Raw genomic sequence first — 24,488 nt, forward strand, 5'->3', positions numbered from 1 at the left:
AGCGGCACCCCATGCGCTCAACCGTTCCCGTTCCCGTTGCCGCCGCCGTTCCCGTTGCCGCCGCCGTTCCCGTTCCCGTTGCCGCCGCCGTTGCCGTTCCCCGCACCGCCGTTGCCGTTCCCGTTGCCGCCGCCGTTGCCGTTCCCCGCACCGCCGTTGCCGTTGCCGTTGTTGCCCGTGTTGGTGGCTGGCTCGTTCACGACGGGCTCCTCGACCGGCTGCTGCACCACCGGCTGCTCGACGACGGGCTGCTCGACGACCGGCTGCTCGACGACCGGGTCGACGACCGCTGGCTCGGAGGTCGCGGGCGGCGGTGTCACGGCGACGGCCGGCACGGACGAGTCCGTCGGCGCCACGGTCGCTGGGGTCGTCGGGAGGCCCTGCAGCGTGAACGCGATCACCGCGGCGAGGATCGCGAAGGCCGCGGCGACGCCGCCGACGAGCGCCCACGGGCGTCGGCGGGGCCTGCGCCTCGCCTGTGCGGGCGCGGTGTCGGCGGTGGTGACCGCCGATGCGGTGGCCCCGGCGCGATCGGGCATCGCGGCGGTCGGGGCCGAGCTCGGTGCCATCGCGGCGGCCGTCGCCGTCGCGGCTCCGACGAGCAGCGGCACTCCGCCGGCCACGTCCGTGAGCCGGTCGAGCACCTCCGTCGCGGTGGGGCGGGCTGCCGGGTCGCGCGCGGTCATGGCGGTGAGCAGCGACTTCCACGCATAGCCGACGGACCCGGGGATCACCGGGTCGCGAGCGAGCCTGGCGCTCAGCGACTCGATCATGGTGCCCGGGAACTCGCGCCGGCCGGTGAGCGATTCGAGCAGCACGAGGCCCAGCGAGTAGACGTCCGAGGAAGGTCCGACGCGGGCGCCGGTCGCCTGCTCCGGGCTGAGGTAGGCCGCGGTGCCGAGCACCATGCCCGTGGCGGTGAGCCGGGCGGCGTCGATGAGCGAGGCGATGCCGAAGTCCGCGAGCTTGGCGTCGAACTCCCGTCCGGGCAGCGGCGAGGGCGCGAGCAGGATGTTCGCGGGCTTCAGGTCGCGATGCACGACCCCGTTCGCGTGGACGACGACGAGCGCCTCGGCGAGGTCGTGCGCCATCCGGGTGACGTCGGGCTCGGGCGGCGGCCCGAGGGCGAGCCGCGCGGCGAGCGTCGGCCCGTCGACGAGCTCCATCACCAGGTAGGTGAGCTCCCGGCCGTCGAGCGCCGTGCTGCCCGCGTCATAGAGCGTGACGAGCGCTCGATGGCTCAGCGTGGCGAGCAGGTCGATCTCGGACCGGACGCGCTGCAGCTCGGTCGAGTCCGAGGTCGCGGGCGCGAGCACCTTGAGCGCGACGTCGCGGCGCAGCACCTCGTCGGTGGCGCGATGGACGAACGCCATCCCGCCGGAGCCGAGCAGCGCGCCGAGGCGATACCGCCCGACGAGCACGCTCCCTGGCTGGAGCGGATCCACTGCCTGCATGGTGCCTCCACCGTCGGCGCAATCGTACCCGCGGAGGTCTGGGATGTACCCCAGCGGTGCGCGCCGTCGCGTCAGCGCGGTGTCGGGACCAGCGTGACCGAGTGGAGCCGACCGTCGTCGACGACGGCCGTCATCACCGTGCCGACCGGCTGGCGGCGCCGATCGGTGGGGGAGCCGGGGTTCAGCAGTCGCAGGCCGCCGGGGGTGGTCGAGTCCCACGAGATGTGGGAGTGCCCGAAGACGAGCACGTCGCACGGGTCGTCGGAGCTGGGCCCGAAGCGCTCGTCGCAGCGGCGATCCCTGCCCGCGGCCGGGCCGGTCTCGTGGATGACCGCGATGCGCACGCCCTCGACGTCGACCCGCGCGACCTCGCCGAGGCGATCCCAGAGCGCCGCGCCGTCGTTGTTCCCCGCGACGCCGATCAGCCGGCTCGCGCGCCGCTCGAGCTCGTCGAGCAGCCCGACGTCGACCCAGTCGCCGGCGTGGATGACGACGTCGGCCTCGTCGACGAGCTGCCAGACCTGCCCCTGCATGGCCTTCGCCCGCTTCGGCACGTGCGTGTCGCTCAGGAGCAGCAGGCGCGTGGTCATGCCCTCAGCCTGCCGCGAGGGAGCGGAGCACCCGCGAGCGGGCTCAGGCGGTGACCTCGACCTGGCCGCTCATGCTCGACACGTGCGGGTCGCACACGAAGAGGTAGGTGCCCGGCTCGAGCGTGATCTCGACGGTCGACTCGTCGACGCCGGCGAGGTCGGTGGCGATGTCGACACCGCCAGGTCCCGTGAGGTGGAAGTTGTGCGCGGCGGAGCGGTCCGCGAAGGTCAGCGTGTAGTCGCCGGCCGGCAGCGTGGTGACCGGGGCACCGCTCTCGTCGGTGAGGGCGATCTCGTACGCATCCGGATCGTCGGCGGTGCCGACCATGCCGATGAGCGCGGTGGCCGTCGTGCCCTCGCTCGGGGCGGCCGTCTCGCTCCCGCCGGACGACGCGCTCGGCGCGGTGGACGCGCTGGGCTCGACGGGCTCGGACGAGGGGGCGGCACCGGTGCCGCCGCTGCATGCGGCCAGCGCCAGGCCCATCGCGGCGATCAGTGCTGCTGCGGTCGTGCGTCTGCGTGTCATCGTGATCTCCATCGGTCGAGCCGTGGCGCCGAGCGTAGCGTCGCCCGTTATGGGTCGTCTGTGCGATGCGCCCGGCATCCGGCTCACGAGGAGGGGGCGTCCGCCTCCTGCAGCCGCGCGAGCCGCTCGCGCGCCCAGTCCTGGGCGCGCTTGCCCTCGCCCGACGCGAGCGCTCGGCCGGCGATCGCGAGGACGATGCGCGTGCCCGTCACGACGGGGAGCGGCGAGCGGCGCAGGCCGAGCAGGCGCCGGTAGGGGCGCGGGATCGTCGCCACCGCACCCTCGAACAGCAGCCGGTAGCCGATGCCGGCGGCGCCGGGGAGCATCGGGCGTCGGAGGAACGAGACCACCTCGCGCACGCGCTCGTCGCCGCGCAGCTCGCCGCGCTCGAGGTAGCCGCGCAGCCGCCGGCGCAGGTCGGCCTCGGTCGTCGGCGGGTCGGCGACGCGCATGAGCCTGCCCGCGCGCGACCACTCGTCGACGTAGGCGTCCGGGCCGCCGGGGATGGGCTCGCCCCACACCTGCTGGCAGGTGAGGAACGCATCCGCGAAGGCGAGGTGGACCCACTCCGCGAGCGCCGGATCGCCGGCGCTGTAGCTGCGCTCCGCGCCCGTCCCGTCGACGTACGCGCCCTCGACGCGGCGGTGGAACCGCGCGACCCGCGCGGTCTCCCGGTCGGCTTGCGCCGTCGAGCCGTAGGTCACGCAGACGACCCAGCGCACGGTGCCCGCCAGGCGCCCGAGCGGATCCTGCCGATACGTCGACCAGTCGTGGACGCCGGCCATCGCGCCCGGGTGGAGCGCCTGGAGGAGCAGTGCCCGGATGCCGGCGACGAGCGTCGCCATGCTGCCGTGCACGGTCCACGCGGCGCCGCCCGCGGCGAAGTGACCGGCGTCGTCGCCCTCGGCGAGCTCGCGGATCCATGCCGGCGACCCGCCGGGATCGCCCGACAGCGCCGTCAGCAGTCGTGCCCGGAGCGTCTGCACCATGGGGTCCAGCCTGTCAGGACCCGCCTGGATGCGTCACGCATCCGCCGTCGGAGACGGCTCGATGCCGCTGCGCTCGACCGGGAGCCACAGCTCGCACGTCGCCGTGCTGAAGTCGGGGGCGCGGTCGAGGACCGCCACGATCGACGGACCGGGTCGCAGCCGCCACGGGTTCGAGGGGAACCAGTCGCTCGCCGTCGCCGCCCAGACCGACTGGAGCGCCGCCGGATGCGGACCCTCGGTGCGGAAGACCGCCCACGTGCCCGCCGGCACGTCGATCACGTCCAGGTCGTCGGCGACCGGCGTCGCCTCACCGACGGCGACGCCGTGGAGGTACGTGAGCTCGGTGCCCTCGGCGTAGTCGGGGTCGACGTCGGCGCTCACCTGCAGCAGTCCGGCGGGCTCCTCGCTGCTGAGCGCCTTCAGCCGAGCGTGCTCGTCGGCCGGCAGCGCCGCGATGTGCGCCTGGATGTGCGGGTTGACGCCTCGGTGGATGAGCGGCACGCGGGCGGCGTGGCCGACCAGCCGGAATGCCGGACGCTCTGCGATGCGGGTGTCCATGGTGGTGCTCCCTTCGACGCTCAGGCGGAACCTGAGCTGCGGTTGTGTGCGAAGGGGGCCGCCGTCGCGGCGCACGGCGGCCGTGCTCACGCCGTGCACCGCTCGGAACGCGCGGCCGAACGCCTCGGTCGAGCCGTACCCGAAGCGCACCGCGATCCCGAGCAGGTCGTCGTCCCCGAGCAGCTCGGCGGCGGCGAGCGTCATGCGGCGGCGCCGCACGTACTCCGACAGCGGCATCCCGGCGAGCGACGAGAACATCCGACGCAGGTGGTACTCCGTCGTGCCGCGCTCGCGCGCGAGCGCGGCGATGTCGACCTCGCCCGCGAGGTGCTCCTCGACGAGCTCGACGAGCCGGTTGAGCGCTGCGATCACGGTTCCCCCTTCGACATCGAGTCTCTGCGACTGCGCGGCTGCGCACCCGATCGTCGCGGTCCGATCCGATCGGCGGCGACCGGTCTCACCGGGGAGCGGCGTCCGGGGCGCTCGGCTCGCCGCCTACGCTGGCATGGGAGGGCTCATGGAGCAGATCGACTTCGCGCAGTTCTGGCAGGAGCGCCGGCTGTGCATGCTGGCGTCGACGCGCCCGGACGGCACGATCCACCAGGTGCCCGTCGGCGCGACGTTCGACGCCGAGCGGCAGCTCGTGCGGGTCATCACGTCGGGCTCGAGCTACAAGGCCCGCAACCTGCGCAGGCATCCCGGCAGCCGGGTCGCGGTCTCGCAGGTGGAGGGCCGCTGGTGGAGCACGGTCGAGGGCCGCGCCACCGTCTCCGCGGAGCCCGAGCGCGTCGCCGAGGCGGTGCGCCGGTACGCCGAGCGCTACCGCGAGCCGCGACCGAACCCCGAGCGCGTGGTGATCGAGATCGCGATCGACCGGCTGCTCGGCAACGTGCAGCCGAGCTGACCCGCTGTCAGCCGCCGACGCCGACGAGTCCGCCCCAGACGGCGCGGGCACCCGAGTCGCCGATCAGCGCGACCATGCCGACGCTGCCCGCCGCGACCCCGATCGCCAGCACGGCGAGCACCGCGGGGATCGCCCGAGCGCCGCGGTGAGGCGGGACCGGACGCTCCGTCGCGCCCCAGCGGAACCACGCCCACTGCGCCGCAGCGATGACGAACATCCCGATCACCCACGGCAGCAGCATCCGCCCGTATCCCTCATGCGCCTGCACGGCGGGAGGTGCGCCGACGAGCGCCGCGAGCGCCTCACCGGCGGCGACGGTGACGGGCACGAGCGCCACGAGCAGGAGCGCCGCGAGCGGCGTGACGATGCCGAGCCGCCGGCGCGCGGCGGGCCAGAGGCTGCCCAGGACCATCGCGAGCGCCGTCAGCGGCACGAGGACCACGACGGCGTGGACGAGGAGCGGGTGCAGCGGGAGGCTGGTGATCTCGAAAGCGCCGGTGGCGGGAAGCAGGTCCATACTCTGTGACACGACGCGCGGGCCCGTGAGGTTCATCGATGAACCTGCGAGGGTCCGCCCTCGTGTCATGGGGGAGGAGGTGCACGCGGTGCCACCCGATGACGCGAGCCGGCTCGGTGCGCTGTACGACGCGCACGCCGCGCCGGTGTGGCGCTACGTCGTCCACCTGACCGGCGATCGGGCGGGTGCGGACGACGTCGTGCAGGAGACGCTGCTGCGCGCGTGGCGCACCCCGAAGATCCTCGAGGACCCGGCGACCGCGCGCTCCTGGATGCTGACGGTCGCGCGCCACCTCGTGATCGACGAGACCCGCAGCGCGCGGCGGCGGCACGAGGTGCTGCTGCCGGAGACGCCGGAGCGCGAGTCGCCCGACGCGACGGACGCGCTGTTCGAGGCCATGCTGATCGAGGAGGCGCTCGCGCTGCTGAGCCTCGAGCACCGCAGCGTCATCGTCCGCGCCTACTACGGCGGCCGCTCGATCGCCGTCATCGCCGATGAGCTCGGCATCCCGGAGGGCACCGTCAAGTCGCGCCTCCACTACGGCCTGCGCGCGCTGCGCCTGGCGCTGCAGGAGAAGGGGGTCACCCGATGAGCCGCGACCACGCCGAGTTCGCGGACTGGGATGCCGCCTACCTGCTCGGGGCGCTGAGCCTGCCGGATCGCCGCGCGTTCGAGGAGCACCTCGAGTCGTGCGAGCGCTGCGCGCGCGCCGTCGCCGAGATCGCGCCGACGCTCGGGCTGCTGGCGCGGGTCGATCCGGCGCGCGCGGCGTCGCTGCTCGAGCGCGAGCACGTCGAGCCGCCGATCAGCCCTGCGATGGGCGGCCGCGCGGAGCTGCTCGCCCGCGCCGCGCGCGAGCGGTGGCGCACCCGACTGCGGTGGGCCGGGGGAGCGGCGGCCGCGGCGGCCATCCTCGCAGCCGTGGTGGTGTCGGTGAGCGCCCTGCTCGCGCCGGCCCCGCGCGAGGCACTGGCGGTGGAGCTCGTCGCGGTGGTCGACGCGCCGCTGGCAGCGAGCGTCGACCTCGTCTCGGTCGGATGGGGCACACGTATGGAGCTCGAGTGCAGCTACGGCGGCGAGCGCGTGGACGACGCGTACGGCGTGCCGTACGCGCTCGTCGTGGAGGACGTCGACGGCAACACGAGTGAGGTCTCGAGCTGGCGTGCCGAGCCCGGCGCGACGGCGCGGCTGACCGCTGCGTCGGCGCTCGACGTCGACCGGATCGCGGCCATCGAGATCCGCCTCGAGGAGAGCGGTGAGGTGCTCATGCGCGCCGACGTCGGGGACGGGTGAACCTGCGGGGCCGCTGCAGCGTGTTCCCCATGACCGCATCCGCGGCCGCTCACGAAGGGACGCTCTCATGACTTCGAGGACCACCACGGCGGCACTGGCCGCCGGACTGCTCGTCATCGCGCTCGCCGGCTGCGCGAGCCCGTCGACCGACGCCAGCTCGCCGCCGGCCGTGTCGCCCTCCGAGGAGGCGCCGTCGAGCTCCTCCGAGGAGCCCACCACCTCGGCGATGCTCATGGTCGCCGACTCCGACCTCGGCGAGATCGTCGTCGACGGCGACGGCATGACCGTCTACATGTTCGACAACGACACCCAGGGCGCCGGCGCGAGCGTGTGCGAGGGAGACTGCGCGACCAACTGGCCCGCGGTCACCACCGAGTCGGAGGCCCCTGAGGTCGAGGGCGTCACCGGCGAGGTCGGCACGATCGAGGGCGTCGACGGCGCCACGCAGGTGACGCTGAACGGCTGGCCGCTCTACTACTTCGCCGGCGACAGCGCCGCGGGCGACGTGGCGGGCCAGGGCGTCGGCGGCGTCTGGTGGGTGCTGTCACCGGCAGGGGAGCGCATGGCGGAGTGACCGCGTCGGGTCGCTCGTCCGTACTGGTGCCGCCGATCGATGGACTGGCGGCGCCGGGGGACTGCGGCCATAGACTCCGGCCCATGGACATGCTGGGAGGCGGACAGATCGCCGCGGCCGGACTCATCGATTGGCGCAAGCTCGCGCAGGGCCTGCACGCCCGCTACCTGATCGACGACTTCGCGGCGGGCGCTCGCTTCGTCACGGCGGTGGGGGCGGCGGGCGACGCGATCGGCCACCATCCGACGGTGTCGATGGGCAGCGGGTATGTCGACCTCAAGCTCATCAGCGACGATGCGATCTACCGCGACGGCGAGGGCACCGAGCACGTCGTCGGATGGGTCACCCAGCAGGACATCGACCTCGCGCGCAGCATCTCGGAGGTCGCCGCCGACCACGGGCTCGAGGCCGATCCGGCGTCGGTCAGCCACATCGAGCTCGGCCTCGACACGGCAGGCTCCTCGACCATCGCGCCGGTGTGGGCGGCACTGCTCACCGGGAGCGCCGACTCGCAGGGCCGGGGGTCTCCCAGTGACGAGATCCGTGATGCCACCGGACGGGTGCCGAACCTGTGGTTCGGCGACGCCGACGAGGGGTCGACCTCCCGCCAGCGCTTCCACGTCGAGGTCTACGTCGCTCCCGAGGTGGCCGAGCAGCGGATCGCCGCGGCCGTCGCCGCGGGCGGGACGGTCGTCGACGACAGCCAGGCGCCCTCGCTCACCGTGATCGCCGATCAGGACGGCAACACGGGCGTCCTCTGCGTCGACGCGTCGGCGGCGCAGCAGGGCTGACAGCGCTCGCGGCGCGGCCGCGGACGGCGTGGCGTCAGTCGTCGCGCCCGGTCGCGACGAGCGCGAAGGCTCCGAGCAGCGCCAGGATCGACCCCGTCACGCCAACGGCCGCGACGATGATCGCCAGCATGAACGGGTTGTCGAGCGCGACGCCCGCGTCGTGCGCGGCGGTGGCGATGGTGTGCATGCTCTGCCTCCCAGAGGATCCGACGGAACGGCAGGTCGACCGCTCCATGTGCTCAGCCTGCCAGCCCCGGCTGTGGGCACGGACGCGCGTCCTCCGACGAGCGGTGCTGACAGAAGTGGGGCCTGGTGCCGCGCGGGCATCGATGGGACTGTTGGCGGTACGTCGCCACAGGCCCTCCGCGAGCGGCCGAAGCGTGAGCGATCCGCTCACCGCTCGGAGACCGTTAGCGTCGGCTTGGATGCTCGCCGACCACCGTCGGAAGGGAGCAAGTCATGGTCCATGTAGGACTGCTCGTGCGCTTGGAGTCCAAGCCCGGCAAGGAAGAGGACGTCGCGGAGTTCCTCCGCAGCGGTCTGTCGATCGTTCAGGACGAACCGGGGACGGTGACGTGGTTCGCGATCCGCTTGGGTGCATCCACGTTCGGGGTCTTCGACGCGTTCGACGATGACGCGGCGCGACAGGACCACCTCGGTGGTCGTCTCGGTACCGCTCTGATGGACCGTGCCGACGAGCTCTTCGCTCAGGCGCCGACCGTGGAGGAGGTCGACGTCCTGGCGCACAAGCTCCCGCAGTAGCGGGCGGCCGCGCGTCATCGGACGCCCCCGGCGCGCCGGCAGCGTCGACACGCGAGACGCGCGGGGCCAGACCCTACTCGACGAGCTTGCCCGCCACCGAGTCGTCGACCCCTGCCTCCGCGAGGGCCCGGAAGCTCTCCGGGGCCGGCGCGAGGGGCTCGAAGCTGACGCCAGCGCTCGGGGACCACACGAAGTTGCCCTGCAGGGCAGCATCCGTCTCGGGAAAATCGGCGCGGTTGTGGCAGCCGCGCGTCTCGCGCCGCTCGAGCGCGCACTCCAGCGTGGCGCGAGCCGCGAGCAGCGAGCCGAGCAGGTCGAAGGCGTGCGCGAGGTCGTCGAAGCCGGCGATGTCGGGATGCGCGGTGACGCGCTCGGCACGCTCCTCGAGCACCGCGAGCGACTCCAGGCCGGCGCGCAGGCCCTGCTCGGTGCGCACGACACCCGCGTGCTCAGACATGAGGTCCCGGACGGCGCGCTGCAGCCGGCGCGCGGACTCGTCGCCGCCGTCGCGCAGCAGAGCCGCCATCTCCTCGCGAGCGAGGTCGACGGCCGCGGGATCGCGACGCACCTCGGTGCGCGCGGCCACGTAGGCCGCAGCGTGCTCGCCGGTGATGCGCCCGTAGACGAGCAGCTCGATGAGCGAGTTGCCGCCGAGGCGGTTCGCGCCGTGCAGCCCCGACGACGCCTCGCCGATGGCGTAGAGCCCGTCGACGCCGGTGCTGTGGTCGTCGGCTGCGACCCAGACGCCGCCCATCGAGTAGTGCGCGGTCGGCGCGATCTCCATCTTCGTGGTGGTGATGTCGAGCATCTGCAGGTCGATGAGCGTGCGGTACACCCTCGGTAGCTGCTGCAGGATGCGTTCGCGCGGCAGGTGCGACACGTCGAGGTAGACGCCGCCCTTCTCGGTGCCGCGCCCCTCCGCGATCTCGGTGAAGCTCGCGAGGGCCACTCGATCGCGGGTCGACAGCTCCATGCGCTCGGGGTCGTAGCGCTCCATGTATCGCTCCCCGAGCGCGTTCGTGAGGATCCCGCCCTCGCCGCGCGCGGCCTCCGACACCAGGGTCCCGGCCGCGTCGTCGGGCTCGAGCAGGCCGGACGGGTGGAACTGCACGAGCTCGGCGTCGCGGATCCGCGCGCCGGCGAGCGCGGCCAGCCGGAAGGTGTCGCCGGTGTTCTCGTCGCGGCGCGAGGACGTGTGCCGCCAGATGCGGGTGTGCCCGCCGGCGGCGAGGATCACGGCATCGGCGTGGATCTGCACGGGCGTGCCGTCCACGATGTCGAAGCCGTAGGCGCCGAAGATCGTGCCGTCGGCGACCAGGAGGCGCGTGATGTAGATCGTGTCGATGATCTGCACCTGCAGGGCCGCGGCACGGCGCATCAGGGTGCGCTGCAGCTCGAGGCCGGTGTAGTCACCGGCATAGGCGGTGCGGCGGTAGGTGTGGGCGCCGAAGAAGCGCTGCGAGATGCGGCCGTCCTCCTCGCGCGCGAACGGCATGCCCCACGCCTCGAGCTCCTCGATCGCGCGAGCCGCGCCCTGCGCGACGGTCTCGACGATGGCCGGGTCGGCGAGGAAGTAGGACTCGCGCAGCGTGTCGGCGGCGTGCTGCTGCCACGTGTCCTCGTGATCCATCGTCGCGAGGGCGGCGTTCATCCCGCCAGCGGCGAGGGTCGTGTGCGCGTCGTGCTTGCGGCGCTTGCCGACGGCGAGCACCTGGACGCCCTGCTGCGCGAGCTCGATCGATGCGCGCAGCCCGGCGCCGCCGGTGCCGATGACGAGGACGGAGGTCGAGAGGATGCGCTTGGAGGTGTGCGGTGCGGTCATGCCTCCACGCTACGAAGGCGAGCGCGATGCGTCCAATGCATAGTTCGTCGCACAGTCATGCGGTTACGCTATGCCCATGAAGATCGAGCAGCTCCGTTCCTTCGAGGCCGTCGCCCGCATCGGCAGCTTCACGAGGGCGGCCGAGGAGCTCTTCCTGGCGCAGCCGTCGCTGAGCCGGCAGATCGCCGCGCTGGAGGACGAGGCCGGCACCCCGCTGCTCCGGCGCGCGCCCGCAGGGGTGACGCTCACGCCGGCGGGGGAGGTGCTGCTGCCGATCGCGCGCCGCATGCTCGCCGACGCGAGCGCTGCTCGTGAGCAGCTCGACGAGCTCGCCGGACTCCGCCGCGGCAGCGTCCGCCTCGGCGCCACGCCGACGCTGTGCGTGTCGCTCGTGGCCGACGTGCTCGCGGCGTACCGCGCAGCCCATCCCGGCGTCGAGCTGCACATCACCGAAGGCGGCTCCCGCTCGCTCGTGCAGGCGATGGACGAGGGAGCGCTCGACCTCGCGCTCGTGGTGACCCGCGGTGCGGGAGCGACCGCGCCGGCCACGGAGCTCGTGCCGCTGCTGTCGGAGGAGCTCGTGGTGATCTCGTCGGCCGGCGCGCGAGGGAGCGCAGGGGAGGGGCTGCTGCCGGCGCGGCGCGGGGTGACGCTGGCGCAGCTCGCGACGATGCCGCAGGTGGCGTTCAACCGCAGCTACGACCTCCGGGTCGCCACCGACGCCGCGTTCGCGGCAGCCGGGCTGACGCCGACGATCGCGGTGGAGGGCGCCGAGATGGATGCGGTGCTGCGCTTCGTCGAGCGCGGGATCGGGGTGGCGGTCGTGCCCGCGATGGTCGTCATCGATCGTCCGGGGCTGCGGAGCACGAGACTCCTCCGCCCACAGGTGTCGCGCACCGTCAACCTCGCCCGCCGCACGGGCGTCGGCCCATCCGCGGCTGCCGCCGCGATGCAGGACGTCATCTTCGAGACGGTCGCCCGGGTCGCAGCGCCCGGCACCGAGCTGGCGGAGCGAGTAACGGTGGCGTCACGCACGTAGGCGTCTCTCCACAGCTCGGCGCCGTGAAGCCACGGCCATGCTCGCGGCTGAAGAGACTGCTGCCATGTCGCGCATCCCCCAAGGTCCTCCCGTCGCTGCCACGCTGCACCTGCCGGCCGCCGATGCCGAGGCGAAGCAGATGGTCCTCGACGCGCTCGATGCGATGTGCGAGGCGCTTCCCGAGATCGGCGTGACGACCGATGCGCGCTTCGTCAGGGAGACGTCGCTGCTCGACGTCCCGGCGCACGGTCAAGCGCTCATCGCGTCGCTTCCGCTGATCGAGACCTGTCTCGAGCGCGAGCCCGGCGGGATCCAGCCACCGTTGCTCGCGCAGATCGTGCTCCTCTCGCTCTTCCCCGGTGCGCCTGAGCAGATGGCGCTGCAGATCGCGTTCGGCTGGGGCGTCGCCGAGGAGCACGTCCATCACTTCGCGCGGATCGCCGCGCGAGCGGCCCGTCGCGGCGTCACGGTCGACGACTACGTGGCGCAGCTGGTCGCGAGCGGCTCGGTGCCCGACACCCGTGCCACGCGGTGCTTCCGAGGGGAGACGCCGTGGGAGCCCGACCGGACGCGAGCGGCGCGAGGCACCGCGCTGTTCCGCGCCGCTGCGGGGCACGTCCCGGAGGGGCTCCGACCGTCGCTCCTCTGCGTCGCCGCGTGGCTGTTCTGGGCGACTGGCAGACGGCCACATGCGGTCGCGCACCTCGTCGAGGCGTCGCGGATCGAGCCCACCCACGTGCTGGCCTACGGCCTGACCGCCCACTTCGCCGCGCGCTCGCCTGCATGGCTCCGGATCGGCCGCGATGGGGAGCGCTCGTGATCATCGGCGCTCAGCCGCGGAAGGCGCCGACCTGCTGCTCGACCGGGACCGTGCCCTCCACCACGACGCTGCCGGTGTGCGCGGTCGTGACGGTCTCGACCAGCACGATGTGCACCTCCTCGTCGGCGATCGGGTTGTGCTGCACCCCGCGCGGCACCACGTAGAGCTGGCCGGGGCCGAGCACCACCTCGCGGTCGTCGGGGAGCTGGATGCGGAGGCGGCCAGAGACCACGAGGAACATCTCGTCCTCATGCTCGTGCGCATGCCAGACCAGCTAGCCGAGCAGCTTCGCGACCTTCACGTACTGGTCGTTGACCCGAGCGACCACCCGCGGTGTCCAGTGCGCGTCGACCGCTTCGAGCTCGGCGGACAGGTCGACCCCGGGGATGTGCGTCATGGCACCATCCTGCGGGGTCGACCATGGCGACAGCGGCACCGAGCGCTCGATCTGTTCGGTCGACGTAGGGGAGCGGCTGACACCGCGGCTCACGCGGGATGGCGCGCCAGGAGCTTGGAGACCGCGATCATCGCGCCGCCGAGCACCGCAGGGATCCCACCACCGGGATGCACGGATGCGCCCACCCGCCAGAGCCACGGCGTGCGCACGTCGTGATGCGGCGGTCGGTGCAGCGGCCCGCTCATCCAGAGCGGTCGGGCCGCGCCGTAGAGCGCGCCGTGGGGCTCGCCGAACGATCCGAAGTACCTCGGATCGAGCACGGTGCTGTCGACCATCCCGTCTGTCAGCGGGGCATCGAGGCCCATCGCCGCCGAGATGCGCTCGACCTCGCGGCGCACGAACGGATGCTCCGCCGTGTACTCCCGCCCGTCTGCAGGAGCGGTGAGCAGGACGGCGAGCGTGCTGCGCCCGTTCGGGTACACCTCACCCGCGCGGTAGTGGTTGACGAACGCCATGGTGTCGGCCGGCTCATCGCCGGCAGCCAGGCTGCGATGCAGCGCGGCCGGCGCCCGGGGCAGGACGACGCTGTGCGCGGCGAGCTTCTCTGGAAGCGGCTCGCGGAGCACGCCGTAGATCGCGACGGCCGAGCACGAGAGCGTGCGCGGTCTGCGCAGCGCTCGGTCGCGACCCAGCAGCGCGTCGACCCGCTCCGCGTCGAGCGCGCTGACCACGAGGTCGGCGCGATGCTCCGCCTCGGTGGTGCTGACCCAGCCTCGACGGATGCGGGTGACGGTCTCGCCCGTGCGCACCTCCACGCCCGCGGCCTCCGCCAGCCGCCGCAGCGCGAGCGCGATCTCGAAGACACCGCCGCGGGGCACCCAGACGCCCGATTCGGCCATGACCGCCGGCATGCTCGCGTACAGCGCCGGCGTGCGCGCGGGGGAGACGCCCGCGTTCAGCGTGTGGATGGCGATGATCTCGCGCAGCCCGTCCGGCAGCCAGGGGAGGCTGTCGAGGTAGGCGCGCGTGCTCAGCCGCGTGCCGTAGACGCCGAGCAGCCGCCGCAGCGCCGGCAGCGACGCGCGGTCGAGGGGATCGGCGACGAGCAGGGCGGTGACGTCATCGGTGAGCGGCGCATGGACCTCGCTGAAGCGCTGCCACGCGGGGAACCACGGATGGTCGGGCTCGACCGGCAGCGTCGTCGTCTGGCCGTCGTAGTAGTAGCGACCGACCTCGGGCAGTCGCAGCAGCTCGAGCTCACCGGCGTCGGCGATCGCTCGCGGTCCCGAGTCCAGTCGGCGGAGCAGCTGCTCCCAGACGCCCGGGAAGGTGACGAGCGATGGTCCGGTGTCGATCCGCTCGCCGTCGATCTCGATGCGTCGGCTCTTGCCGCCGACCGCCTCCGCGGACTCCAGCAGCGTCACCTGGTGCCCGGCGTGCGCGAGCAGCGCGGCCGCGGTGAGACCTCCGAGCCCGGCTCCGACCACGACGGCGCGGCTCACGGATACACCCCGAAGAACATGGCGGCGAGCAGGATGCCGCTGGCGACGGAGCCCGCGATGTACGGGAACGCGACCGACAGCGGGTAGAGGCGGTGCCCGGTCGCTGGCGTCGGCCGCCGCAGCAGCAGGACGACGAGCGCGCCGGCGATGACGAGGTTGACGGCGGCGACGGGCAGGCTCACGACCGCGAAGAGCGCGGTGGAGGCGAGCCACCACGCTCCGCTCCACACGGCGGTGCCGCGCGCCCCGAGCAGCACGGCAGTGGTCGTGATCCCGACCTGGCGGTCCTCCTCGATGTCCTGCACGGCGTCGAACGCGTGCTTGGCGACGCTCCACGCGAGCAGGCCCGCGACCGCGGGCCACACCGGCTGCGCGCCGAGCGCGAGCGGCATGAACAGCAGCGGCAGCCCGTAGGCGGCGTTGCTGAGCGAGTCGAGGAACGGCCGCCGCTTGAAGCGCAGCGGGGGAGCGGAGTAGCAGACGAAGACGCCGGCGTAGAGCGCGATCACCGCGATGGCCGCGGGCGGCAGCGCGATCGCGAAGTAGGCGAGGAACGGCAGGTTCGACACCACGACGCCCCACGCGATGAGGCGCACCTCGCGCGGCTCGATGAGAGCGCCCTCGATCGACCCCTTCCGGGGGTTCAGGGCGTCGGTGTCCTGGTCGAAGATGTCGTTGACGCCGTAGATCAGCAGGTTGAAGGGAAGCGTCAGCCACAGGATGAGCGGGATCGCCGCGATGTCGAGCAGCTGCCCCGTGAGCCACATGCCGAGCAGGCCGCCGCCGACGGTGTTGATCCACAGCACGGGCCGCGAGATCTGGACGAGGCGGCCGAGCCTCGAGCGCTCCTCGGACGCGCCCGTCCGGGGCCGAGCCTGCTCAGCGATGGCGGCGCTCGAGGCGTGTGCGGGCTGCCGCAGCGCGGTGATCGTCGATGGGAGGGCTCCTCGGACGGGACGAGGGCGCGAGCTGCTCCCGTCTGCCGCGATCGTAGCGCCGCCGGCCGGGCGCAACGCCTGCGCCGGTCGCGTCGCCGTCGACCACCACGCACGATGCCGACGCTCGCTGGCATCATCGACGCATGCGCACGACAGTGATGGCGGGGGAGCGCCTCGTCGTGCAGCCGGATGTGCTCGGCCCGGTCGCACTCGTCGTGCTGAGCCTGGTGGTCGCGGTGGCGCTGCCGGTGGTGGCGTCGAAGCAGATGACGCCGGCGCTGCTTCGGGAGCACTACGTGCTCTCGAAACCCGGGCGGATCATCGTGCTGGCTTGGTTGCTGCTGGGCGTGCTGAGCGTCAACACTGCCGCGGCCGCGCTCGCGGCCACCATCTACCCGGTCTCCTGGGCGACGACTGCGCTGAGCGTGAGCATGGTCGCCGTCGTGATCCTCTACATCGTGCGGTATCGGGCAGCGGTCCGCGCGTACGAGCGCGAGGCGTTCGACGAGCATGACGGCGAGCGCGAGCTGCCCGACGGATCTCCGACGTGAACGCGCCGACCTCGTGCAGCAGGTCATTGACGAGCCGCGTGAGGGTCGGGTAGCGGGCGAGCGGCTGACGAGCCGCCCCCGACGCCGCGTTCCGACATAATGTGCATTATCGGCGTTATGCGAGTGAGCCAGATCGGGGTGCCCGGCGCCCTCGGCTGGTCTCAGCCCGCAGCGAGCTGCGCGAGCGCGTCGCCCGTGAGTCGCTGCGTCGTCCACTCGTCGAGCGGTGCGGCGCCGATCGCGCGGTAGAAGCCGATCGATGGCTTGTTCCAGTCGAGCACCGTCCACTCGAAGCGCCGATAGCCGCGCTCGACGCACACCGCGGCCAGCGCCGCCATCAGCGCGCGCCCGTAGCCGCGGCCGCGCTGCGACTCGTCGACGTACAGGTCCTCGAGCCAGACGCCGTGCGTGCCGGTCCAGGTCGAGTACGTGAGGAACCAGATCGCGATGCCGACGAGCGTGCCGTCGCGCTCGACGACGTGCGCGAAGGCGCGCGGCTCGTCGCCGAAGAGCGTCTGGGTGAGCAGCTCGGCCGTGTTCTCGACGGCATCGGGCTCCCGCTCGTAGACCGCGAGCTCGTGGATCAGGGCCAGGATGCCCGGCTCGTCGCCGGGGGCCGCGGTGCGCAGCACGGCGCCGTCGGGCAGGGTTCGGGAGGTCACCCCGGGATCCTATGGCTCGGCGACCGCGCACCTCGCGGCCTTCCTGCTGCGCGGATTACGATGTGCGGCCGGACGACGTGCGGCCGAAGGAGGCGACGATGCCGAGGCGCGATGACGGGATCCGGGCGTTCGTGGACGCGCACGAGGACGACATGGTCGCCGAGCTGTCGGCGTGGGTGCGCATCCCCTCGGTCGCGGGCGTGCCGGAGCGGGAGCGGCATCTGCGCAGGTCGGCGTCGTGGCTCGCGGGCGCGCTGCGCGACCTCGGCTTCCCCACCACCGAGGTCTGGCCGGGCGAGACCGGACCCGCCGTGTACGCGGAGTGGTGCGAGGCGCCCGGAGCGCCCACCGTGCTCGTCTACAGCCACCACGACGTGCGCGCCGTGAAGGACGAGAACTGGGACGAGACCGCGCCGTTCGAGCCCGTGGTGCGCGGCGGCCGCCTCTACGGCCGCGGCAGCTCGGATGCGAAGGGCCAGGTGCTCGCGCACCTGTGGGCGATCCGCGCGCACCTGGCGGGCGGCAGGTCGGCACCGGCGGTCAACCTGAAGCTGCTCGTCGAGGGCGAGGAGGAGGCCGGCTCCCCCAGCCTCGCAGGCATGCTCGACGAGCAGCGGGCGCGGCTCGACGCGGATGTGGTCCTCTTCTCGGACACGCTGCTCTGGCGCGCGGACCACCCCGCCCTCTGCACGAGCATCCGCGGCATGATCGGCGCGCACCTCGAGGTCTACGGGCCGCTCACCGACATCCACAGCGGGGCCGTCTCGGGATCCGCGCCGAACCCGGCGATCGAGCTCGGCCGGCTGCTCGGCGAGCTGCACGACGGCGAGGGCAGGATCACGCTGCCCGGCTTCTACGCCGACGTCGAGCCCGTGTCGGACCGCAGGCGTGCCGAGCTTGCCGCTCTGCCGTACTCCGACGAGGACTGGCTCACGCGATCCCACACGCGCAGCATCCGCGGCGAGACGGGGTTCACCGTGCTCGAGCGGCTGTGGGAGCGGCCGGCGCTCGAGGTGATCGCGCTCGCAGCCGGTGATCCGGTCGGTGTGAAGCGCGCGGCCGTGCCCTCCATGGCGGCGGCCGACCTCAGCATCCGGCTGGTGTCCGGCCAGCGCGTCGAGGTGGTCGCCGAGCAGCTGCAGCGATGGGTCGACGAGCGCATCGCCGACGGCTTCGATCACAGCGTCGAGGTGGAGGCGCTGATCGCCCAGCAGCCGTACCGCACGCCCGACACCCCGTTCGTCGACGCGCTGGCTCGGGCGATGGCCGAGGGGTTCGGGGTGGACGAGGTCGGCCGCATGGGCAATGCGGGCGGAGGTCCGGCCGACCTGCTCGCGACGGCGATCGGCGCGCCCGTGGTGTTCTTCGGCACGGGCCTCGTCGAGGACAACTGGCACGACAGCGATGAGAGCGTCTCGCTCGCGATGCTGCGCTCGGGCGCGGCGACGCTCGCCCACCTCTGGGATGCGCTCGGCACGACCGGCTGATCGGCGGCGCGAGCGGCTCAGGCCGGGAGGATCGGCGCTTCGTCCGGCGCTTCGTCCTGTCGGTCGTGCGCGTCGTGCTCGTCGAGGTGCTCAATGGCGTCGGACATGCGTGCGAGGAAGGCGGCGACCGCGTGCCGCTCCGCCTCCCCCATCTCGTCGATGACGCCGATCATCCGCCGGTGCATCGCGCCGAGCGTGGCGCGGACCTCGGTGTCGGTGTCCGTCGTCGGTACCACGATGGTGGCCCGGCGGTCGTCGGGATGCGGCTCGCGGCGCACGTGCCCGCTCTTCACGAGCCGGTCGACGAGTGCCGTCACCGAGGGTGAGGCGAGCTGCAGGGCCGCCGCGAGATCCCGCTGCCGCATGGTGTCGCCGCGGCGCTGCGCCTGCAGCAGCGTGCGGAGCGCGAGCAGGTCGGTCTCCCCCATGCCCATCGACGAGCGGGTCCGAGCGCGCATCGCGCCCTCCGCCGCGCGGTAGCGACGCAGCAGGTTCAGCACGTCGACGCTCGACGGCACCGCGTGCTGCGGGTACCAGTACCCGCTCGACGCTGCGGTCGTCTCCACGCCACTCCCCGATCTCTTCCGGTCCGAGCATAGCGTTCGACCGTGATACATTTCGATCGTCGAACTAACGAACGAAGGAGCACGGCAGATGTCGCAGACCCTGGTGCCCAGCACGAGCTCCTTCGATGGCACGGCGATCCGGCCCGTCACGTGGGCGTCGCCCAGCAGCGACCTGTGGGTGGCCTCGGTCATCGACGCTGACGGCGTGCGCTTCCTCGGGTTCGTCGAGCGCAGCCTGGACGACTACCTCGCGGTCGACGGTTCCGGCGCCTCGAAGGGCCGGTACGCGGACCTGGACTCCGCCAAGCGGGCGGTCGATGGCGCGTCGGCCCCCACGACGGCGCGCCACTGGAGCGAGACCGGTGCGCCGATCCTGACGGTCAGGGAGCTGCGCTCGCGCTGAGCGGCGCTCGATCCGCTACGGGCGAGCGGCTGCTCAGCGCAGCGCGCCGAGCAGGTCGTCTGCGAGGTCCTCGATGTGCTCGATCCCGACCGAGAGGCGGATGAGCCCCTCCGGGATCGTGGGAGCCTCGGTCGCCCAGCGGCGACGACGCTCGAGCGTCGACTCCACTCCCCCGAGGCTCGTCGCGGGTATCCACAGCTGCACCCGGTCGACGACGCGGTCGGCGGCCGCGGCATCCTCGAGCACGATGCCGAGCACCGTGCCGAAGCCGGGATCGCGCACCTCGACGACGCCCGGCGCATCCGCGAGCCGGCGCGCGAGCTCGCGCGCGTTCGACTCGGCGCGCTCGAGCCGCACCGACAGCGTCCGGAGGCCCCGCAGCGTCAGGAACGCCTCCATCGGGCCGGGGATGGCGCCGTGCAGGCTGCGGTGCTGGCGGATGCGGTCGGCGAGCGCGTCGTCGCCGGCGACCACCGCGCCGAGCACGACGTCGCTGTGGCCGGCGATCAGCTTCGTGGCGGAGTGGACGACGAGGTCGGCGCCGAGCTCGAGCGGGCGCTGCAGGAGCGGCGACGCGAACGTGCTGTCGACGACGCTGAGCACTCCGGCCGCCCGAGCGGCGGCGGCGAGCCGCGCGATGTCGGCGATCTCCAGGGCGGGGTTCGTGGGCGACTCGAGCCACACGAGCGCCGCGCCGGGGATCGCGGCCTCGACCGCGTCGGGATCGACGATGTCGACGCGGCGCACCTCGAAGCGACCGGAGCCAGCCTCGGTGTCGAGCAGTGCAAGGGTGCCCTGGTAGGCGTGCCGCGGCACCACGACGGCGCCGCCGTGCGGCACGAGGCTCAGCACGGCGCTCACGGCGGCCATGCCGCTCGAGAACGACACGCACCTGCCGCCCTCGAGTGCGCCGAGCGCATCCTCGAGCGCCGTCCAGCTGGGGTTGCCGTAGCGCGCGTACTCGATCTCGCCACCGGCGACGAACGCGCTCGCGAACGTGACCGGCGTGCTCGTCGGCGCGTCCGGGGTGCGTGGCGGGCGTCCTGCGCTCACGGCGATGGTCTCGGGGCGCAGCGCGGGGCGATCAGACATGCCCCCATCCTGGCACCGTGCCGATGCCGCGAGCGCACGCGTCCCGAGGCTCAGCCGGCGTCGCGGCGCATGACGACGCGGCGCTTCGTCGGGTGCGACACCTCGACGAGCCCCGCTGCCGCGAAGGTGGGCACGGTGCCGACGTGTAGCTCCTCGTCAATCACCGCGGTCGTCACGATCGGGTAGGCCTCGACCGCACGGGCGCCCCGGTCGAGGGCGAAGCGCACCGCCGCCGCTGCGAGCTGGCGGCTGATGCCCTGCCGTCGGTGGCCGGCGCGCACGAACAGGCAGGTGATCGCCCAGACGCTCAGATCGGCGGGATCCTCGTCACGCCCCAGCCACGGCACGGTGAAGACACGCACGAGCCCCCGGTGCTCGCCGCGCGGAGCGACAGCCGCCCAGCCGACCGGCTCGTCGTCGAGGTACGCGACCAGCCCGCTGGTCGTCGCCGCATCCGGGTCGCCGGCTGCGGTCTGCTCCAGCTGCCGGGCGAGCCGCTCCTCGACGGGCATGCCGCCGAAGCGCTCGCCGCGCTCGAGCCGGTAGCGCTGGCAGCGGCAGCGCGCGCCGACGCCGCGAGCACCGAAGACCGCATCGAGGTCGTCCGGGCCCGCCTCGTTCGCGGGCACGATGCGCAGCGGCGCGTCCATGCGGCGATCATGCCGCACGCCGCCGTCACGGGACGTGACCCCGCGCAGCATCGGTCCGTGTCGGCGCGGCGACGTACGATCGGCGCCATGCCCGCAGCCGTGCGCACCGTCTCGCGCGAGGATGCGCGCCGGATCGCCGTGCGCGCGCAGCTGCTCGACGCCGATCGCGCCGCGGTGGCCGGATCCGACGATCTCGCCGACGTCGTGGCGCAGCTGACCGTCCTGCCGCTCAACCCGACCGACATCGTCGCCCCGTCGGCCGAGCACATCGCGTGGACGCGCATCCCGGACATCGCGTTCGACGACGTGCGACGGGCGGTCGAGGTCGAGCAGGCGCTGTTCGAGCACCTGGGTCCGCATCGCCACCCGATGCCGGCGTGGGCGATCGGGCTGCGCGCGATGCGCGACCTGCCGTGGCTGCTGGCGATCGGTCGCGAGCCGACCGCGATCGGCGAGGGCAGCCGCGCGTGGCTCGAGGCGAACGCGGGATTCCGCGAGCGGGTGCTCGAGCAGCTGCGGCTCGACGGCCCGCTCCCCCAGGCCGAGATCGCCGACACGGTCGACGCGCCCTTCCGCTCCAGCGGCTGGAACACCGGGCGCGACGTGGCGATGCTGCTCGAGCTGCTCCAGGTGCGCGGCGAGGTCGTCGTCGCCGAGCGCATCGGGCAGTCCCGCATCTGGGACCTCGCCGAACGGGTGCTGCCGACGGTCGACGCCGCGGCGCTCGACACCGCATGGGCGACCTGGAGCGAGCGCTGGCTTCGCGCGTGCGGTCTCGAGCGCCCCACCCATCTCGGCGACGTCGGCGAACCGGTGCGGATCGAGGGGATGCGCGGCACCTGGAGGCTCGACCCGCACGCGAGCGCCGCGGACTTCACCGGGCGCGTCGCACTGCTCTCGCCGCTCGACCGCCTCATCGCCGACCGCCGCCGGATGGTCGGCCTGTGGGACTTCGAGTACGCGCTCGAGCAGTACACGCCGCCCGCGAAGCGGCGCTGGGGCGTGCACGCGCTGCCGATCCTCGACGGCGACCGGCTCGTCGGCAAGGTCGACGCGCGCACCGACCGCGAGCTCGGTGCGCTGCGGGTCGCGCGCATCCACTGGGACGCTGACCCCGACGTCGACGGCGCGCGACTGCGCCGAGCCGTCGACGACGAGCTCGAGTCGATGGCGGCGTGGCTCGGGGTGCGCCTCGTGATCGACGAGCCCCGCTCCCCCGCTCGCTAGCCTGAGCGCGTGCCCACGCTCGTCGTCATCGGCAACCCCACCGCGCGCCGGTTCGAGGGCGCCGTCGACGCCGTGCTGCGCGAGGCCGCGCGCACTGGCAGCGATGCACGGGTGGTGCCGACGACGCCGACCGATGCGGGTGCAGGGCAGGCGCGCGACGCCGTCGCGAGCGGGGCGGATGCCGTGGTGGCGATCGGCGGCGACGGCACGGTCCGCGAGGTCGCGGCCGTGCTCGCCGGCACCGGGATCCCGCTCGGCATCGTGCCGGTCGGCACCGCCAACCTCTTCGCGCGCAACCTCGACCTGCCGCTCCGCGATGCCGAGGCGGCCGCCCGCATCGCCGTCTCGGGCGCCACGGCGTCGGTCGACCTCGGCCGGGTCGTGCTCACCCGCGCCGACGGCACGCGAGAGCCGGAGCAGCCGTTCCTCGTCGTGGTCGGCGTCGGCAACGACGCCCTCGCCGTCGCCGCATCGTCGCTGCGCGCGAAGCGCCGGGTCGGCTGGGCCGCCTACATCACCGCGGGCGCCCGCAGGCTCGGCCACCCGAGCTTCGCCGTGCGCGGCCGCTTCGACGGCGGACCCGTGGAGTCGGCGCACGCGTGGAGCGTGCTCGTGCACAACGCCGCGCGCATCCCGGCGGGCCTGCAGGTGCTCCCCGGCACGCGGCTCGACGACGGGCTGCTGCACGTCGCGGTGGTGAGCCCGCGCCACCTCGCGCACTGGGGCCGCATCGCAGCGGCCGGTGCCGGCATCGCGCGCGCCGAGGGGGTGCTGCGGCATCGCCGAGCCCTGCGGGTGACGCTCGGCGCGGTCGACGAGCCCATGCCCGTGCAGCTCGACGGCGATGCCTCGGGCCGCGTCGAGCGGCTCGACGCGCGCATCGATTCCGGCGCGCTCAGCATCCGGGTGACAAGATCGGAGGCGTGAAGCCCACGCCCTCCCTCGCCGAGCTGCGCGCGGCCCCCGATGGGTCGCTCGAAGCGCTGCTGGCCCTGAGCGATCTCGATCGCACGGTGGCCGCGATCGCGGGCAACCGGATCACGGGCCTGCTCCGGGGCGACGAGCGCCGCGCGCTCGTGCGGCTGCTGTGCGAGGAGCGCGTGGCCGAGCTCAGCCCGGCGATGCGTGCGCGCGTCGTGCATGCGCTCCGCCGGCTCGCGCCGAGCCCTGTCGTGTCCGCGGGCATCCGGTCGATGCTCGAGTCGCTCAGCGGCGCCGCGTTCCGCGACATGAAGTACTCGCTCAACGCCACCGGCGACCGCCACGACCTGGAGCACGTCGTCTACGAGCGGCTCACCGAGGCCGACCGCGCCGCCGTGCTCGCTCACATCGCGCGCGAGGCCGCGGACGCGCCGTCGCATGACCTGCGCATCCTGTGCGACATCGACGACACGGTCAAGGCGATGCTCCACGACAGCCGCTACCCACGGGGGAAGGTCTACCCCGGCGTCATCGAGCTGCTCATCGCCCTCGACCAGGGACGCGCGGCGGAGCCGTCCCGGCCCGGCGACCTGACCTTCGTCACCGCGCGCCCCGAGGGCCCTCGCGGGCTCATCGAGCAGTACACGCGCAACGGGCTCGCGGGGCTCGGCCTGCCGCCCCACGCGGTGCTCGGGGGCTCGTTCCTCAACCTGTTCACGAAGGCGTCGATCAAGGAGCGCAAGCTCCAGAACTTCGATCGCGAGCGTGCGCTCTTCCCGGAGTGCCGCTTCATGTTCCTCGGCGACAGCGGCCAGGCGGATGCGCACGTCGGTGCCGAGATGCTGCGGCGCGGCCCCGACTTCGTCGTGGCGGTGCTCATCCACGAGGTCGTGCCGATCACGGGCGCCGCGCGCGCCGCGTTCGAGGCCGCGGGCATCCGCTTCCACACCAGCTACGACGACGCGGCCAGGATCGTCCACCGCCTCGGCCTCATCGACACCGTCGCACGCGACCGCGTCTTCAAGGCGGTCGACGCCGAGACGGGGACGATGACCTAGGCGTCGTCGGCGCCCCTCCGGTGCTCGACGAGCGCCACCGTGTTGCCCTCGCTGTCGAGGATGAAGGCCATCCGCTCCTCCGTGCCGGCGGGGCCGAGCGTCGCGTCGGCGTGGCCGAAGATCGTGTGCGGCTCCGTGACGATCGAGACGCCGGATGCGCGGAGCCGCTCGACCCGCGCGTCGAGGTCGTCGACGGCGAAGTAGAGCAGCGCCGAGGGCGCGCCGCGCTCCAGCAGCAGCCGGGTGTCGCCGAGCACGAGGAACGCGAGGCCCGGCGGATCGAACGTCGCCGCGACGGGCGCGCCGAGCAGGTGCGCGTAGAAGGCGGCAGCCCGCTCGATGTCCTGGGCGCGCTGCGCCACCTGCACGAGCGGGCTGTCCCCGATCATGGTCGC

Annotated in this window: 31 protein-coding genes; 14 read left to right on the forward strand and 17 right to left on the reverse strand. The window is 73.4% G+C overall.

All coding sequences use genetic code 11. From position 1 onward, the window contains the following. Positions 1–17: 17 nt before the first annotated feature. The 5 genes from ACVWW9_RS11985 to ACVWW9_RS12005 form a co-directional block, all read right to left on the reverse strand. Positions 18–1,445, reverse strand: a complete 1,428-nt coding sequence (locus ACVWW9_RS11985; RefSeq protein WP_456515703.1) for a protein kinase domain-containing protein — start codon at positions 1,443–1,445, stop codon at positions 18–20. Positions 1,446–1,525: 80 nt separating this feature from the next. Then, positions 1,526–2,044: a metallophosphoesterase family protein gene (locus tag ACVWW9_RS11990; protein WP_456515704.1), complete on the reverse strand. Its 519-nt coding sequence runs from the start codon at positions 2,042–2,044 to the stop codon at positions 1,526–1,528. A 43-nt stretch (positions 2,045–2,087) separates the two neighbouring features. Beyond that, positions 2,088–2,570, reverse strand: a complete 483-nt coding sequence (locus ACVWW9_RS11995) for a cupredoxin domain-containing protein (protein ID WP_354260852.1) — start codon at positions 2,568–2,570, stop codon at positions 2,088–2,090. Between the two features lie 83 nt (positions 2,571–2,653). Continuing rightward, positions 2,654–3,559, reverse strand: coding sequence for an oxygenase MpaB family protein (locus ACVWW9_RS12000; protein WP_456515705.1), 906 nt, complete (start codon positions 3,557–3,559; stop codon positions 2,654–2,656). Positions 3,560–3,592: 33 nt separating this feature from the next. Next, positions 3,593–4,489 carry an AraC family transcriptional regulator gene (locus ACVWW9_RS12005; protein WP_456515706.1) on the reverse strand — a complete coding sequence of 299 codons (897 nt, stop codon included), beginning with the start codon at positions 4,487–4,489 and terminating at the stop codon, positions 3,593–3,595. Between the two features lie 145 nt (positions 4,490–4,634). On the opposite strand from ACVWW9_RS12005, the gene ACVWW9_RS12010 reads away from it, so the two are divergent. Continuing rightward, positions 4,635–5,021, forward strand: a complete 387-nt coding sequence (locus ACVWW9_RS12010; protein ID WP_456515707.1) for a pyridoxamine 5'-phosphate oxidase family protein — start codon at positions 4,635–4,637, stop codon at positions 5,019–5,021. 7 nt (positions 5,022–5,028) lie between these two features. Here ACVWW9_RS12010 and ACVWW9_RS12015 read toward each other — a convergent pair whose 3' ends face one another. After that, a complete protein-coding gene (locus tag ACVWW9_RS12015) occupies positions 5,029–5,574 on the reverse strand; it encodes a DUF2231 domain-containing protein (protein WP_456515708.1) in 546 nt (181 codons plus the stop codon). Between the two features lie 52 nt (positions 5,575–5,626). Here ACVWW9_RS12015 and ACVWW9_RS12020 point away from each other — a divergent pair, with 52 nt between their 5' ends. The 4 genes from ACVWW9_RS12020 to ACVWW9_RS12035 all read left to right on the forward strand — a co-directional run bounded on the left by ACVWW9_RS12020 (position 5,627) and on the right by ACVWW9_RS12035 (position 8,196). Then, entirely contained in the window at positions 5,627–6,130 is a 504-nt protein-coding gene (locus ACVWW9_RS12020; protein WP_354260842.1) for a sigma-70 family RNA polymerase sigma factor, read from the forward strand. Next, positions 6,127–6,831, forward strand: a complete 705-nt coding sequence (locus tag ACVWW9_RS12025) for a zf-HC2 domain-containing protein (protein WP_456515709.1) — start codon at positions 6,127–6,129, stop codon at positions 6,829–6,831. Before ACVWW9_RS12020 ends, ACVWW9_RS12025 begins: the two co-directional genes overlap by 4 nt. Positions 6,832–6,898: 67 nt before the next feature. Next, positions 6,899–7,405 (forward strand): COG4315 family predicted lipoprotein, encoded by a 507-nt coding sequence (locus tag ACVWW9_RS12030; protein WP_354260838.1) that lies wholly within the window; start codon positions 6,899–6,901, stop codon positions 7,403–7,405. A gap of 83 nt (positions 7,406–7,488) precedes the next feature. Continuing rightward, complete coding sequence (locus ACVWW9_RS12035; RefSeq protein ID WP_456515710.1) at positions 7,489–8,196, forward strand: 4a-hydroxytetrahydrobiopterin dehydratase; 708 nt, start codon at positions 7,489–7,491, stop codon at positions 8,194–8,196. 34 nt (positions 8,197–8,230) lie between these two features. Here ACVWW9_RS12035 and ACVWW9_RS12040 read toward each other — a convergent pair whose 3' ends face one another. Next, entirely contained in the window at positions 8,231–8,383 is a 153-nt protein-coding gene (locus ACVWW9_RS12040; protein WP_456515711.1) for a hypothetical protein, read from the reverse strand. 272 nt (positions 8,384–8,655) lie between these two features. Here ACVWW9_RS12040 and ACVWW9_RS12045 point away from each other — a divergent pair, with 272 nt between their 5' ends. Next, positions 8,656–8,958, forward strand: a complete 303-nt coding sequence (locus tag ACVWW9_RS12045; protein ID WP_456515712.1) for a putative quinol monooxygenase — start codon at positions 8,656–8,658, stop codon at positions 8,956–8,958. 73 nt (positions 8,959–9,031) lie between these two features. On the opposite strand, the gene ACVWW9_RS12050 is transcribed toward ACVWW9_RS12045, so the two are convergent. After that, on the reverse strand, positions 9,032–10,780 hold the full coding sequence (locus ACVWW9_RS12050; protein WP_456515713.1) for an FAD-binding protein: 1,749 nt from the start codon (positions 10,778–10,780) through the stop codon (positions 9,032–9,034). A gap of 76 nt (positions 10,781–10,856) precedes the next feature. Here ACVWW9_RS12050 and ACVWW9_RS12055 point away from each other — a divergent pair, with 76 nt between their 5' ends. Continuing rightward, complete coding sequence (locus ACVWW9_RS12055; protein WP_456515714.1) at positions 10,857–11,819, forward strand: LysR family transcriptional regulator; 963 nt, start codon at positions 10,857–10,859, stop codon at positions 11,817–11,819. Positions 11,820–11,883: 64 nt separating this feature from the next. Continuing rightward, on the forward strand, positions 11,884–12,639 hold the full coding sequence (locus tag ACVWW9_RS12060; RefSeq protein WP_456515715.1) for a DUF4192 family protein: 756 nt from the start codon (positions 11,884–11,886) through the stop codon (positions 12,637–12,639). 10 nt (positions 12,640–12,649) lie between these two features. Here the strand turns inward: ACVWW9_RS12060 and ACVWW9_RS12065 are convergent, their stop codons facing one another. The 4 genes from ACVWW9_RS12065 to ACVWW9_RS12080 all read right to left on the reverse strand — a co-directional run bounded on the left by ACVWW9_RS12065 (position 12,650) and on the right by ACVWW9_RS12080 (position 15,344). Continuing rightward, positions 12,650–12,913, reverse strand: coding sequence for a cupin domain-containing protein (locus tag ACVWW9_RS12065; RefSeq protein ID WP_456516030.1), 264 nt, complete (start codon positions 12,911–12,913; stop codon positions 12,650–12,652). Then, complete coding sequence (locus ACVWW9_RS12070) at positions 12,914–13,036, reverse strand: hypothetical protein (protein WP_456515716.1); 123 nt, start codon at positions 13,034–13,036, stop codon at positions 12,914–12,916. It lies immediately after the preceding gene. Between the two features lie 89 nt (positions 13,037–13,125). Further along, positions 13,126–14,538 (reverse strand): phytoene desaturase family protein, encoded by a 1,413-nt coding sequence (locus ACVWW9_RS12075; RefSeq protein ID WP_456515717.1) that lies wholly within the window; start codon positions 14,536–14,538, stop codon positions 13,126–13,128. Next, entirely contained in the window at positions 14,535–15,344 is an 810-nt protein-coding gene (locus ACVWW9_RS12080) for a UbiA family prenyltransferase (RefSeq protein WP_456515718.1), read from the reverse strand. Before ACVWW9_RS12080 ends, ACVWW9_RS12075 begins: the two co-directional genes overlap by 4 nt. A 275-nt stretch (positions 15,345–15,619) precedes the next feature. Here ACVWW9_RS12080 and ACVWW9_RS12085 point away from each other — a divergent pair, with 275 nt between their 5' ends. After that, positions 15,620–16,027, forward strand: a complete 408-nt coding sequence (locus tag ACVWW9_RS12085; protein ID WP_456515719.1) for a hypothetical protein — start codon at positions 15,620–15,622, stop codon at positions 16,025–16,027. Positions 16,028–16,188: 161 nt separating this feature from the next. Here ACVWW9_RS12085 and ACVWW9_RS12090 read toward each other — a convergent pair whose 3' ends face one another. Further along, positions 16,189–16,689 carry an N-acetyltransferase family protein gene (locus ACVWW9_RS12090; protein WP_456515720.1) on the reverse strand — a complete coding sequence of 167 codons (501 nt, stop codon included), beginning with the start codon at positions 16,687–16,689 and terminating at the stop codon, positions 16,189–16,191. A gap of 98 nt (positions 16,690–16,787) precedes the next feature. On the opposite strand from ACVWW9_RS12090, the gene ACVWW9_RS12095 reads away from it, so the two are divergent. After that, a complete protein-coding gene (locus ACVWW9_RS12095) occupies positions 16,788–18,176 on the forward strand; it encodes a M20/M25/M40 family metallo-hydrolase (RefSeq protein WP_456515721.1) in 1,389 nt (462 codons plus the stop codon). A 17-nt stretch (positions 18,177–18,193) separates the two neighbouring features. On the opposite strand, the gene ACVWW9_RS12100 is transcribed toward ACVWW9_RS12095, so the two are convergent. Next, positions 18,194–18,742, reverse strand: a complete 549-nt coding sequence (locus tag ACVWW9_RS12100; protein WP_354260816.1) for a MarR family winged helix-turn-helix transcriptional regulator — start codon at positions 18,740–18,742, stop codon at positions 18,194–18,196. A gap of 88 nt (positions 18,743–18,830) precedes the next feature. On the opposite strand from ACVWW9_RS12100, the gene ACVWW9_RS12105 reads away from it, so the two are divergent. Then, positions 18,831–19,145 (forward strand): hypothetical protein, encoded by a 315-nt coding sequence (locus tag ACVWW9_RS12105; RefSeq protein WP_456515722.1) that lies wholly within the window; start codon positions 18,831–18,833, stop codon positions 19,143–19,145. Between the two features lie 33 nt (positions 19,146–19,178). Here ACVWW9_RS12105 and ACVWW9_RS12110 read toward each other — a convergent pair whose 3' ends face one another. Beyond that, entirely contained in the window at positions 19,179–20,237 is a 1,059-nt protein-coding gene (locus tag ACVWW9_RS12110) for a trans-sulfuration enzyme family protein (protein ID WP_456515723.1), read from the reverse strand. 50 nt (positions 20,238–20,287) lie between these two features. Beyond that, positions 20,288–20,887, reverse strand: coding sequence for a GNAT family N-acetyltransferase (locus ACVWW9_RS12115; protein WP_456515724.1), 600 nt, complete (start codon positions 20,885–20,887; stop codon positions 20,288–20,290). Between the two features lie 87 nt (positions 20,888–20,974). On the opposite strand from ACVWW9_RS12115, the gene ACVWW9_RS12120 reads away from it, so the two are divergent. From ACVWW9_RS12120 to ACVWW9_RS12130, 3 genes are read left to right on the forward strand one after another with little or no spacing between them, the layout of a single operon-like run. Continuing rightward, the gene (locus tag ACVWW9_RS12120; protein WP_456515725.1) at positions 20,975–22,114 is read left to right on the forward strand and encodes a DNA glycosylase AlkZ-like family protein; all 1,140 of its coding nucleotides are present in this window, start codon (positions 20,975–20,977) and stop codon (positions 22,112–22,114) included. A 9-nt stretch (positions 22,115–22,123) separates the two neighbouring features. Next, on the forward strand, positions 22,124–23,041 hold the full coding sequence (locus tag ACVWW9_RS12125) for a diacylglycerol/lipid kinase family protein (protein ID WP_456515726.1): 918 nt from the start codon (positions 22,124–22,126) through the stop codon (positions 23,039–23,041). Continuing rightward, on the forward strand, positions 23,038–24,093 hold the full coding sequence (locus tag ACVWW9_RS12130; RefSeq protein ID WP_456515727.1) for a phosphatase domain-containing protein: 1,056 nt from the start codon (positions 23,038–23,040) through the stop codon (positions 24,091–24,093). The genes ACVWW9_RS12125 and ACVWW9_RS12130 overlap by 4 nt, the downstream gene beginning before the upstream one ends. On the opposite strand, the gene ACVWW9_RS12135 is transcribed toward ACVWW9_RS12130, so the two are convergent. Continuing rightward, positions 24,090–24,482 carry a VOC family protein gene (locus tag ACVWW9_RS12135; protein WP_456515728.1) on the reverse strand — a complete coding sequence of 131 codons (393 nt, stop codon included), beginning with the start codon at positions 24,480–24,482 and terminating at the stop codon, positions 24,090–24,092. The two genes, ACVWW9_RS12130 and ACVWW9_RS12135, sit on opposite strands and share 4 nt — an antisense overlap. Positions 24,483–24,488 lie beyond the last annotated feature (6 nt).

This window comes from Agrococcus sp. UYP33, assembly GCF_054060915.1.